This is a genomic window from Succinimonas sp., assembly GCF_045225735.1.
Taxonomy (GTDB): Bacteria; Pseudomonadota; Gammaproteobacteria; order Enterobacterales; family Succinivibrionaceae; genus Succinimonas.
On sequence record NZ_JBGVBR010000159.1, the window covers coordinates 1 to 12,037 of the forward strand.

The 12,037-nt window shown below is 53.7% G+C and carries 9 protein-coding genes; 5 read left to right on the forward strand and 4 right to left on the reverse strand.

Annotated features, from left to right (window positions below; genetic code table 11):
* The 3 genes from ACJROR_RS05675 to ACJROR_RS05685 form a co-directional block, all read right to left on the reverse strand.
* The coding region (locus tag ACJROR_RS05675) for a hypothetical protein (RefSeq protein ID WP_406546240.1) at positions 1–3,045 on the reverse strand (3,045 nt) is incomplete at its 3' end.
* A gap of 336 nt (positions 3,046–3,381) precedes the next feature.
* On the reverse strand, positions 3,382–4,257 hold the full coding sequence (locus tag ACJROR_RS05680; RefSeq protein WP_406546241.1) for a DUF2799 domain-containing protein: 876 nt from the start codon (positions 4,255–4,257) through the stop codon (positions 3,382–3,384).
* Between the two features lie 319 nt (positions 4,258–4,576).
* Positions 4,577–5,554 (reverse strand): MYG1 family protein, encoded by a 978-nt coding sequence (locus tag ACJROR_RS05685; protein WP_406546242.1) that lies wholly within the window; start codon positions 5,552–5,554, stop codon positions 4,577–4,579.
* A 686-nt stretch (positions 5,555–6,240) separates the two neighbouring features.
* Here ACJROR_RS05685 and ACJROR_RS05690 point away from each other — a divergent pair.
* From ACJROR_RS05690 to yciA, 3 genes are read left to right on the forward strand one after another with little or no spacing between them, the layout of a single operon-like run.
* Entirely contained in the window at positions 6,241–6,924 is a 684-nt protein-coding gene (locus ACJROR_RS05690; protein WP_406546243.1) for a hypothetical protein, read from the forward strand.
* 1 nt (position 6,925) lies between these two features.
* Complete coding sequence (locus ACJROR_RS05695; RefSeq protein WP_406546244.1) at positions 6,926–7,975, forward strand: tRNA dihydrouridine synthase; 1,050 nt, start codon at positions 6,926–6,928, stop codon at positions 7,973–7,975.
* A gap of 12 nt (positions 7,976–7,987) precedes the next feature.
* Positions 7,988–8,464 carry an acyl-CoA thioester hydrolase YciA gene (yciA, locus tag ACJROR_RS05700; RefSeq protein ID WP_406546245.1) on the forward strand — a complete coding sequence of 159 codons (477 nt, stop codon included), beginning with the start codon at positions 7,988–7,990 and terminating at the stop codon, positions 8,462–8,464.
* A 150-nt stretch (positions 8,465–8,614) separates the two neighbouring features.
* Here the strand turns inward: yciA and ACJROR_RS05705 are convergent, their stop codons facing one another.
* Positions 8,615–9,142 (reverse strand): flavodoxin, encoded by a 528-nt coding sequence (locus ACJROR_RS05705; RefSeq protein WP_406041002.1) that lies wholly within the window; start codon positions 9,140–9,142, stop codon positions 8,615–8,617.
* Positions 9,143–9,440: 298 nt separating this feature from the next.
* On the opposite strand from ACJROR_RS05705, the gene pyk reads away from it, so the two are divergent.
* A complete protein-coding gene (pyk, locus tag ACJROR_RS05710) occupies positions 9,441–10,877 on the forward strand; it encodes a pyruvate kinase (protein ID WP_406041000.1) in 1,437 nt (478 codons plus the stop codon).
* A gap of 218 nt (positions 10,878–11,095) precedes the next feature.
* Positions 11,096–11,908: a serine O-acetyltransferase gene (locus ACJROR_RS05715; RefSeq protein ID WP_406040998.1), complete on the forward strand. Its 813-nt coding sequence runs from the start codon at positions 11,096–11,098 to the stop codon at positions 11,906–11,908.
* The last annotated feature ends 129 nt before the right edge of the window (positions 11,909–12,037 follow it).

Here is a 12,037-nt window from a genome sequence, read left to right on the forward strand (position 1 = left end):
GATTAAGTTTAAAACATTTCTGTAGACATCAAGATTATATTCTTCGCATTTTTGAATTGGGTTTGTTTCAAATTCCTTTGTTAAGTAATACAAATCATTTTTAAATTCCTTGGCAGGAATATTTTTGTTTAAGGCATGTCTGGCCAGAAAAATACGCCGGTCTCGGATTTTGTCGCCAAGACTGCTTATATAATTCAGAGTCTCCCTGATGTTTTCCTTGTCCTTGCCGGCCAGGTTCCAGTAGTCATTAAGAGCCTCTGCGTAATTCTGAACCTGTTCAAAGTATCTGGCCGCTTGCAGGTAGTTGCTTTCAAAACGGCAGGCATAGGCGCTGCAGGTGTTCAGCCCGTTTTCATTGTCCTGTTCCCGGTAACGCGCTGCCGCCTGACGCATAAGGCTGGCATCCTGAAGATCCATGGCTTTTTGCTTGAAGGTTTCTGCCAGTTCTTCAATGTTAATGATTTTATCCTGAGTTACAGATTCCGGATCCCCTTTGACAATGTAGCCCAGAAGCGAATAATTCGGTTCCCATTTGGAGTGCTCGATCATCGTTTTATCAAGAGCGCTGATTCTTTCCTGGAGTTTGGGATCATCGGCGGAAAAGGCAAAGGCCCAGAAGGATTTTTCTGAAAAATCGGTAAGCACAAAGAGCCTGCTGGTGGCGCGGGTGGCGGAAACGTAGGCATTGTTCAGGAAGTATTTGATCTCAATTTCCCGGGATTCATTGTCATCAGCGTGGCTGCAGGTGTTATACCAGGTAGACAGACTTTGCAGGGTAAGTTCCTTAAACGGTTCCTTGAAAGGATCCTGAAGATTGTCAAAACCGTAGATGGCCACGCAGGGATATTCCAGTCCCTTAACCTGGGACGGATTGCAGATGGTGATGTTTTTGGCGGATCCGTCTTCGTAGAATTCAATAAAGTCCTTGATGTCGGATTTTTCGATAAAGTCCTTGGCGCTTTGGCCTTCGCTGGTGGGAATAATCAGCACCACACCTGTGGAGTTCAGTTTTTTCCATACCAGAGGGTCGCCGGGAGACAGGCACACTACCGGACTTTGCTTATCCTGAGTATGATAGGGAATCTGCGGGGTGAATTTATCTTTGCGGGCGCAGCGGGTATGATTCAAAAGCTGCAGTCTGTTAGCAAGCTTGGTGATGGCTTCCGGAGAACGGTAGTTATGCGTCAGCACCACGGGATCCGGAGCCCCTACTGCTCCCACGGCCTTGGACTTGGTGACATGCATAAGCTCGGTGGTGAAGTAGGATCGCAGGGAACTCCAGCTGAAGCCCGTGGGGTTCAGCGTCTGGAATTCATCACCGGCAAATATGAAGGGCAGCTGATACAGCATATTTTCATCATAAACCTGACGCCGGGAGAAGGAGGAAATCCGGAGAATGAAGTCAATCTCCGCGCGGGTGAAGTCCTGAGATTCATCGCAGAATACGGCGCTGAACCGGTCGGTTACGCAGGTTTCGCAGCTGTCGTCATCCGGGGCCAGGCAGTACCGCACCAGATCCTGATCGTCCCAAAGTTCTTCATCATCCTGAACCTTGCTGTACCAGTTTTCCCAGACATCTTCGTAAATCATTTTGAAGGTTTCGTCAGAAACGCTTTTGTTGTCCCGGCCGATGTTCTCGTACATTTCAGGGGTCAGATATTCGTCAGCGTTCCAGCCCTTGATATAGGTTCTGATAACGTGCCAGCAGATGGCCGGGCCGTATTTTTCCAGAGCGTCATGATTGCGGCCGATTTTTCTTTCCCACTTTTCCCGGAATTTCACATAAGTCAGATGCTTGTTTGGCGAAAAGCGCGCAGCAACAATGCCGGGAACCGCTTTTTCAATAAAATCCTTAAGAAGCTCCTGAAATACATGAAAAGAGGCGCCGAAACGGGGTTTAATGTCAGTTTCAAAGTTTTTCTTCAGTTCCTTCAGCTTTTTGGTATAGGCGTGGTTTTTGGTGAAAAGGTTGGTGGCCAGTCTTCTGGCATTGTCGATGAGATTGGAGCTGTATGAGATATATACCGGGGGATTGACGGTTTCGTATTCCAGATTTCTGAGAACATACTCGGCGAAGAGATACTGCAGCATGGTGGATTTGCCGCTGCCGGCTCTTCCGGTAAGAAACAGCGGGAACCTGATTACATCGGAAACAATGGTCAGTTCCTCTTCGGAGAGAATGAAGTTGCTGTTTTCATCCTTCTCCATTTCCCGCCAGAAATCAGAATCCCCTTCCAGCATGGACAGGGGGTAGGCCCGGGTGCATATTCTTTTCAGGGTGGCCAGTTCCGGGGTGTCTGTAAAGCTGTGCTTCTCCTTAAAAGCGGCCAGATCCGCATCAGTTCCGATTTTAAGAAGATACCAGGAATCGGAAAAGTCAGGATCTCTGGCTACGAGAATCTTCATGTCATCGTCGCCGTAGGACTGTTCCAGAAAACCGTACTCGTCTTTCTCAAAAGCCGCGTAAACCAGTTTTTGAACAGCTTCTCCGACCTTGGTGTAATCCTGAAATAATTTATTTCTGGTGGTGGCCACCCAGTCCTTGGATTCAATCAGCTTTTCATTAAAGATTTCATGAGCAAGACCGCCGGTTCTCTGAATGAAGTTGATTTCGTCAGTGTTCAGCGGCGGCAGACTAACCGTGTTATCCGGTTCCTTAAGCTTCTCGGCGATTTCAGCGGCATACTCGTCCCAGCAGGCATTTTTAATTCCGCTCAGCCGTTCCCTGTCCTTGTCAGGAGAACGATTTGAATAAACAACCTTATAATCCTGATCTGCCCGGGAGAAAATCTTCAGGGCGACATAGCATCTTACCTGGGTGTTCTGCACCGTCATGTTCTGACAGGCCATGATGATTCTGAAGCTTCTGCTGAAGGGTTTTTTAATGATATTAATGGATCCTGAGGAAAACAAAACGTTGCCCGGATTGTGCTGGTAATCCTTGTCGTTCTCCACTGTTTTTTTAAACCTGTCAAAAACATGCGTGCAGGAGAATTTCCGGGCATCCTCGTCATACTGAGGGGTTTTCATTACAAAGCATCTCATAACAAAATCCTTTCTTAACCGGTTAAAAAAGAGGGGCTGATACAAAGATTCTATTACAGGGGCAGAGGGGCACCAATAATCAAAAATCAATATTTTGATCTGTATGCTGATTTAATTTGTGATCTTTGTCTAATTTAATTGGAGCATAGACTTAAATTTATCCTGTTGTTATCCGATTGTTAATAGGGTTGCCGCACAGATGGCATTATGGCCGGGGGATCTGAAAAAAACACATAGACAAAGGTTATTTCCGCCTCTCCCATGGAACTTAAACCTGGCATAAAAAAGCCCCGCCATAAATGCGGGGCTTCGGTTTGATTCAGACCAGGCAGCCGGTTAACGATACTGGCACTGGTATCTGTCGCTGTTCAGGTCAGGGTGGCGGGACGGATGATAGGAATGCGTATAATCATCCAGCTTTCTCTGCAGACGCTGCTCGGCATGTCTGAGACACTCCCACTGCTTTCTGTATCTGTTATATTCGTGATCGTCCTTGGCTCTGTCCATCCTTCTGTTGGCTTCTTCCATATCCCTTCTGATGGCGTCAAATTCCTTATTGGCCTTGGCGATGTTGTCCTTCATGGCCCGGGCATCTCTCATGGCATCGGGATAGGGCATTCTGTTGATTTCATTGCGGTAGTTTCTGACGGTGACTCTTCTGCCGTTGGCGTTGCTCAGCTTGCTGTAGTCATCCTGAGCGTGATAGCGCAGCTGCTCCAGGTAGCGGTAGTTGCTCCTGAGCTTATCGTACGTATCGCCGCGGAAGTTTCCGCTGTCCATAAGATCCCGGATGTCAGAGAGTTTTCTGTCGATCTCTTCAATCTGCTGGCCCATGTCGTATACCACATAGCCGGCCTTGTAGTTCTCCACAAATTCACTTTCGTATCTGGTGCCGCGGCAGATATCGGTGAGGGTATAGCCCTGAAGACCGATGTTGTAAGCCCGGGAGGGATCGCAGAACACCTCGGCTCCCTGACGGCGGCCCTGATTATAGGAATTCCGGTCAACGTTAACGTATTTGCTGCAGGCTTCCACATACTCGCCCAGCATGCCGGAGCCCTTGCCCTCAGTGCCGTCCTGGTATCCCTTGTCATACCAGTTGGTGGCGTAGCATTCTTCCTCTGACATGACTGCGCAGCCCTGAAGTCCGCTCAGGAAAAGTCCCAGAAGCGCGAGTTTGGCGGTCATTCCGGTTAATCTAAAAGTATTCATCTTTATGGTCTCTGCTTTATCAAACTTATCTGCTTTTCAGCCGGGCCGGAGGATAACCGGAAGCGGCAGGGCTTCCTCTATCAGTTTTTCCGATCCGGATATATGCCGGTAAACGAAGCTCCTGACTCATGGTTACGAATTTCTGCGGCCCCGGGAAACGGCTTCAGCGGGATTATATGCTGAACCCCGGGATTCCCCCCGGAAATAATTCCAATCCCGTGAGCCGGTGCCGTTTTCCGGCCGGGCCGGTGTCTATTATTACGAACAAGGTCACAAAAAAGGGAAGCCGAAGCTTCCCTGTTGCCTTTAGTCTTGCTTGTCAGTCCTCGGAGCCGTCAATCCACTTCCGGGCCATAAGCTCGATATCCTCCCGGGTTTCCGCGCCTCCGGTAAAGCCGGAGTTGTGCACAAAGGTCACGGTGGCGATGCCGGAGATCTCCCTGAGAGCCTCTCCGTCCTTGCCGCGCCAGGCCCGGGGCGCATTGCAGCGGTTTATAAAACGGGAAGAGAGAGAACCCGGCAGAGACTGAATCCGAAAGCCCTTCTTGTCCGGGTAGATGGCGATTTTGCAGTTTTTGAAAACATCCCAGTTGTTCATCACCGCATCAAACCAGGGGAGCTTCTCATCCAGCCAGAGAATTTCCGATCTGTCGTAGGCGTTAAGCACCGCCTCTTCCTTTACCGTATCTGAGAGGGTTTTGATAAAGATGTTCCGGTACAGCGTGGCCAGAGCCTTTACCGTGGCCGTGAAGCGTTCCATCTGCTCCTCATCGGTGCCGTCATGAATGTTCTGCATGGCTACCAGATAGGGGATGACCGGAGTGTGCATAAAGAACTGGTTCACCCTGTTATAAAGCGCGGTTTCCTCCGGGGTTTCCGCTTTGGCAATGCCGGCGGTGTAGCTGTCCAGCTGGCCGTTGTCGGTAAGGTCGGTGTATTCCATGACATTTCTGTCGATGGTCTTAAAGGCCTTTTCATAGATGTGTTCCGGAAGCTCCCCGAGTCCGGCTTCTCCGGCCAGCTTTTTCAGGAGAGGGAGGCCGAATTTCCGCCAGATGAGCCCGGCGGTGGCGTACTTGATGCCGTTATCCCGGAACACGCCGAACTCCCGGGGATGGTGATCAAAGTGCTTTTCAAGATCAAACTGTCCGGATACGTCTATAACATAGTCCGCCTGCTCCATGACTGCGGGATCCCGGGTGCGGATAAAGCGGGCTTCCGGATCCAGAAGGGTGAAAATAACCGATGCGGTAACCTCGTCCGCATGAAAGGTGCCGTTGTGGGTTGCTACCAGCATATTGAATCTCCTGCCGATTTTCTGAAGCCGGGGGTCAGTCCGGCCGGTTTTAAAATTATTGTCTCAGTTCTTGCGGAATCGCTCAGAATCCCGCTGTTTCTGTAACAGCCTGCTTCCGGCAGCTGCAGCCGTTTTTTTTGCAGGCATTGTACCTGTCCTGCAAGGCATTGTACCGGTTTTCAGCGGTGTTTTCGACAGTTTAAGGGTGGTAACCTGTCAAATGTGCTGCTGTTACCCGTAAGGAGAGGCGCTGATTATTTTCCGGACTCCCTGCCGGTCTTCCATGGTTAATGCCGGTTTTATTCCTGAGGTTGCCTCTTCCTTCGCGGCGGCGCCGGTTTTAATCACGGTTTGCTCCCGCAAAGCTGAGGATAATCCTGTGGATAACTCCGGTAATTGATCACCTCCCCGAAAAAAGCCTTGATTTTTGTTCCGGGACTCCGGGGCAGGGCGTTTTCCGGCGGGATTTGTTAACAGAAACACACCTAAAGCAAAGCTAAAGACCTCCGCCGCGTTTTTGAAATACGAAATCGCGGCCATCTTCCTCCGGAACATTTTCTGAAATGCCGGCGGGGAATAAAGGGTATAATAGGCGCCGGCGGAAAGCGGGGATGAATGCCGCGGATCCGGGATGTTTTTTTACTGCCGCGCCGACTTTGCGGCTCTTAATGCAGGTATTCCTGTTAATGTACGATAATTTCAGTTCCGATAATGGGCGTTCCCGTGACGATCCTGACAATGAAAGCCTTTTGGATTCCTATACCGGGAAAATTAAAAAAAATCTTCCCTGGCTCCCCAGGTTTATGTCTGAAAACCTTTGGGGATACATCCCGGGACTTCTGGCGGCGATTTTTTGCTTTTCCATGTGGGAATTTTCCTCTGATGACAATGTCCGGGTGCTGGAGTTGAACAGGCAGGTTCTGGCCGGCTTTAACAGCACTGATGATGTCCGGAGATTTCTGGGCGCTGACTGGTACAAGCGCAACGATACCGGGAGACTGGAATATCTTATTTACAAGTATATCGCCCGCCTTGACGATATTACAGATCAGGAATATGAATGCTTTGTCCGGAAGCACGATAAGCGGGTTAAAATCAGCGTCTATCCCGGCAAAAAAGATATCGAGTCCCGGACAAATGCTTTCGTCCGGGCGGAAAAGGCCGCTTATCTTGACGGGAATGATCGCAAGATGACAAGGAAGGAGCTCTGGGGGGAAATTGCGGCCTTCAGAGTGCGGCAGGATGACCGGCGCTCCTGGTATACCGATAAGGCCGAAATGGAGATGAATGCCGAAGATCTTGATCGCTTTGTATCGGAAGAGGCGCTCCGGCAGAACATGCTTCAGGGCTGCGACAGCGAGGATGACTGAAATGACCAGCGCTCAGGACAGAAAGCTTCCCGACAATTCCGGATCTGCCGCGCCGGAAAACACTGTCTCCGGCCTGACCCCGGGCCGGGTGGTGCTGGCCCCCATGGAGGGGGTGCTTGATTATGCCATGCGCCGCCTCTTAACGGAAATTAACCGCTATGACTGGTGCGTGAGCGAGTTCGTCCGGGTGTCCGAGGTGGTGCTTCCCGAAAAGGTCATCCTCAAGGAAGCTCCGGAGCTCAGCGAGGGCGGCGTAACTTCGGCGGGCACTCCGGTATGGGTGCAGCTTCTGGGATCCCGTCCCGCTACTGTGGCCGCCAGCGCTCTTGTGGCTGTAAAGCTGGGAGCTCCCGGCATCGACCTTAATTTCGGGTGCCCCAGCAGACTGGTTAACCGTTCCCTGGGCGGCGCCGCAGTGCTCCGGACGCCGGATCTCGTTGGAGATGTGGCCCGGGCCGTCAGGGACATGGTGCCTCCGGAAATTCCGGTATCCGCCAAGATCCGGCTGGGCTGGGCGGATGCGGCGGAGGCTCCGGAAATCATCAGAAATCTGGATCGCGCCGGGGTCAGCCTGATAACCATTCACGCCCGCACCCGCCATGACGTTTATGCCCCGGGCACGGTGAAATGGGAGGCGGTTAATCCCCTGAGAGAGCTTACCCGCATCCCCATGATCATCAACGGAGACATTATCGATCCCGTGTCCTATGCCCGGGCCCGGGAGCTTTCCGGACTCCGGGATGTCATGGTGGGCCGCCAGGCGGTGGCGGTGCCCAATCTGGAGCGAGTGCTCCGGGGCAAGGCGCAGCCCTTTGATGTCAGTTCCTCCCTGGAGGCCTGCCTGCGCTTTGCCGCCATCCTTTCCCGGAGAACGGAGGATCATTTTATCAAGGCCCGGATCAAGCAGTTTCTGGGCTATGTCAGGAAGGCCCGGCCGGAGATTCAGGATCTTTTTCGGGAGGTGTGCCGCAATGAGACCCTTTCCGGGATTCTGGCGGTGATCGAGGCGGGCATCCGGAATCAGCGGGAAGCGAATCACACAGAAGTTTAACAGGAGTTTGCCATGGCGGATTTATGCAATGCGGAAGCCGGATCTCAGACCCCGGAAACCCCGGCGGGAATTCTGATGCTAAGAACCATGTCCATGCCGGCGGATGCCAACCCCAACGGCGATGTTTTCGGGGGATGGATCATGTCCCAGATGGACGCCGGCGGAGCCATGATGGCCTATGAGATGTGCCAGGGCAAGGTGGTTACCGTGGCGGTGGATGAGATTGTGTTCCGGAATCCGGTGAAGGTGGGAGACGTGGTCTGCGTGTATGCCCGCTGCGTCCATATCGGAAACACCTCCCTGAAGGTGCGGCTCCAGTTCTGGACCAAGAGAGGCGTCAGCGCCCGCTCCACCCGGGTCAAGGTGGCCGAATCCTGCTTTACCTATGTGGCCGTGGACGATGAAGGCAAAAAGCGGCCGTTGCCGCTTTCCCTCACGGAACACCGGGAGGAGATTCTCCGGCGGGGCTATTCCGCGGATCTTCTGTAGCGGTTTCCCAACCTGCCAATTTAACCCGAAGCAATAAAAAGGCGCCGATCTCTTAAAGATCGGCGCCTTCGCTTATTGTTCCTTGTTCCCTGCTTCAGCAGCCAGCCATCAGGAGATCACCTGATGCTCGCCCTGAGTCTTGCCCGGGGATCAGGCAATGCCGGCTTCGGCCTTGACCTGCTCCAGCCAGATGGCCACTCTTTCCGGGGTCATGTCCGGCTGGTTGTCCTCGTCCAGAGCCAGTCCGGCGAATTTGGAGCTGTCTCCCTCCACGAGAGCCAGATTGCTGTTAAAGTCGTAACCCTCAGTAGGCCAGGCGCCGATGAACTTCACGCCCTTCTTCAGCAGGAGGTGATAGAGATGGCCCATGCCGTCCACGTAGTAGTCGGAGTATTCCACCTGATCCCCCAGACCGAACAGGGCAATGGTTCTGCCGGTAAGATCCAGCTCTTCCAGCTTGTCCTTGAAGGCGTCCATGTCACCCTGGAGCTCGCCCAGATACCAGGTGGAGGTGCCCAGAAGCACCAGATCGTAGTTAAGAAGAACGGAAGCGTCTTCCACATTGCGCACGTCAAACACATCAGCCAGATCGTCGCCCAGAAGTTCCTTCATGAGATTGGCGGCTTCCTCGGTGTGCCCGGTGTCGGAGCCGTAAAAAATACCAATTTTCTTTGCCATATATGATTCCAAAATTACGGGATGCGGCTTTGCCGAGAGGGCTCTTCCTGAGCATGATGAAGCCGCGGTTCCCGGAGGTGATTAATTCTCGCTTCCTCAATATTATCACATCCCGGCGGTCATGTCCCCCCTGCGATATGGGGCAAATTGACAATAATTGTCAGGGGGCGCCGGCAGAAAAAAGCTGAATACGTTTTCAGAAATTTGCCCAATGGCTTTTCTTTTGCGGTATCATGTAAGGAGCGGGCGGAAACAGAGATGCTTCCCGGAATTATCAATACGAACACAGGGGGACTTTATGTTCAGACGTACCAAAATTGTTTGCACCATGGGACCTGCTCTGGACAGAGAAGGGGTTCTTGAAGAACTGATAAAGGCCGGCGCCAACGTGATGCGGATAAACTTTTCTCACGGAACTGCCGAGGATCACATCGGACGGGCCCGGAGAGTGCGGGAAATCGCATCCCGGCTGGGGAGATGCGTGGCTATCATGGGTGATCTCCAGGGGCCGAAGATCCGCATTTCCACCTTCAAGAACGGCCCGATCTTCCTGAAAACCGGCGATCTGTTCACTCTGGATGCCGAGCTGGAAAAGGGCGAGGGCACCCAGGAGGCCGTGGGCATTGACTACAAGAATCTCCCCAAGGATCTCCATACCGGAGATGTGCTCATGCTGGATGACGGCCGGGTGCAGCTTTCCGTGGTTTCGGTAAAGGGCCCCCGGATCCTGACCTCGGTGCTGATACCGGGGCCCCTTTCCAACAACAAGGGCATAAACAAGCAGGGCGGCGGTCTGTCCGCGCCGGCTCTGACTGACAAGGATCGCAAGGATATTCAGACCGCCGCCGAGATCGGGGTGGATTTTCTGGCGGTTTCCTTCCCCCGCACCGGCAGCGATATCGAGCTCGCCCGGGATCTCCTCCGGCAGTCGGGATCCAATGCCAAGATCGTGGCCAAGATTGAGAGAGCCGAGGTGGTAAACTCCGACGAATGCATGGATGATGTGATCAGCGCCGCTGATGTCATTATGGTGGCCCGGGGCGATCTGGGGGTGGAAATCGGCGATTCCCGGCTCATGGGCGTGCAGAAGCGTCTTATCAGAAGAGCCCGGGCTCTGAACCGTCCGGTAATTACCGCCACCCAGATGATGGAATCCATGATTAAGTCCCCCATGCCCACCCGGGCCGAGGTGATGGACGTGGCCAATGCCATCCTGGACAGCACCGATGCCGTGATGCTGTCTGCCGAAACCGCCGCCGGCGATTACCCGGTGGAAACGGTCTGCGCCATGGATCAGGTCTGCCGCGGCGCCGAGCAGCATCCGGAAATGGTGGTCTCCACCTACCGCAATGAAAGCAAGTTTTCCAGCGGCGAGGAAACCATTGCCATGTCCGCCATGTTTGCCGCCAACCATCTCCCGGGCATCAAGGGCATTGTGGCTCTGACTGAAACCGGCCGCACGGTGCTTTACATGAGCCGCCTCCACTCTCCGCTGCCGATTTTTGCGCTGTCTCCCTCCCAGCGAACCCTGAACTGGTGCGCTCTTTACCGGGGCGTTTATCCTCTGGCCTTTGACTCCTCCAAGTACGGCACCATGGTAGAGGCCACCCGGGAGGCTCTGCAGGCCCTTAAGAAAAAGGGCTACCTGGCGCACGGAGACTGGATCATCATTACCCATGGCGATACCGATGAGCAGGGCAAGACCAATAACATGAAGCTCATGCAGGTGGATTAGCGCCGCGGGGAGTTTATCCCCCGGTTTAACCCGCGCTTAAGAACGAAATGTAAGGGCTGCTCCCGGGAGCGGCCTTTTTTAATGCGAGCCGTGGCCGGGAGCCGCCCCGGGGCCTGAGGCCGCCATTTTGCCCCGGGAACGTGTATAATCACCGGGATAAAGAGAGAGCCCGCAGAACCAGAGAACAAAGCAGAATCCGAGAGCCGGAAGGAGACCCCATGAAGAAATCATCAGAGGTATGGCAGGCCATAGTCGCCGAGGCCCGGGATACCGTCTCCCGGGAAAAGATGCTGTCCAGCTTTTTTCAGGAATATATCCTGAATCAGGGATCCATGGCGGAGGCTCTCAGTCTTCAGCTGGCTTCCCGGCTGTCCTCCTTTGTGATGCCGGCCCTGACCCTCCGGGAGCTTTTTCAGGAATTTCTGAACTGCCGGCCCGACACTCTGGAGATGATCGCCCGGGACATTGAAGCGGCGGTGGAAAGAGATCCCGGCCTGGGGGGATCCCGGGTGTCCGTTCTTCTCTACTGCAAGGGCTTCCATGCTTTGGAGGCCTGGCGGTGCAGCCACTGGCTCTGGGAATCCCACCGTCATGAAATGGCTCTGTTTCTCCAGGGCATCATCTCCCAGACCTTTCATGTGGATATCCACCCCGCGGCGGTAATCGGGCAGGGGATTATGCTGGATCATGCCACCGGCATTATCATGGGGGAAACCACGGTGGTGGGAGATGACGTTTCCATTCTGCAAAATGTCACTCTGGGCTGTCATGCCAGCACCTGTCAGGAGGGCGTTCGCCATCCCCGCATCGGGAGCGGGGTGCTCATCGGCCCGGACACCTCGGTGATCGGCAATGTGCGGATCGGGGACTGCGCCCGGATCTGCGCCGGCAGCGTGGTGCTTAAGGACATCGCCCCGCATGCCGTAGCCGCCGGCATTCCCGCTCGGGAGCTTATGGCTCAGGATACTCGGGTTACCCCGTCCCGGGAAATGGAAGAGGGCCTTTCGGATGAATGCTGGGACAAGTGCTGACCACGGATATTCCGGAAGCATAATCTCTGAAGCCGGAAACAAGCGGCCGGAGGAGCGGCCAGGGATATCCGCATTGCTTGCAAGGACAGGCTGGCGCTAACAGGGGATCACAAAGGAAAAACAGCTGTG

Coding starts and splice junctions, on each gene's coding strand:
- ACJROR_RS05680 (WP_406546241.1), bottom strand. CDS start 4,257: ATGAATACTTTTAGATTAACCGGAATGACCGCCAAACTCGCGCTTCTG.
- ACJROR_RS05685 (WP_406546242.1), bottom strand. CDS start 5,554: ATGCTGGTAGCAACCCACAACGGCACCTTTCATGCGGACGAGGTTACC.
- ACJROR_RS05690 (WP_406546243.1), top strand. CDS start 6,241: ATGTACGATAATTTCAGTTCCGATAATGGGCGTTCCCGTGACGATCCT.
- ACJROR_RS05695 (WP_406546244.1), top strand. CDS start 6,926: ATGACCAGCGCTCAGGACAGAAAGCTTCCCGACAATTCCGGATCTGCC.
- yciA (WP_406546245.1), top strand. CDS start 7,988: ATGGCGGATTTATGCAATGCGGAAGCCGGATCTCAGACCCCGGAAACC.
- ACJROR_RS05705 (WP_406041002.1), bottom strand. CDS start 9,142: ATGGCAAAGAAAATTGGTATTTTTTACGGCTCCGACACCGGGCACACC.
- pyk (WP_406041000.1), top strand. CDS start 9,441: ATGTTCAGACGTACCAAAATTGTTTGCACCATGGGACCTGCTCTGGAC.
- ACJROR_RS05715 (WP_406040998.1), top strand. CDS start 11,096: ATGAAGAAATCATCAGAGGTATGGCAGGCCATAGTCGCCGAGGCCCGG.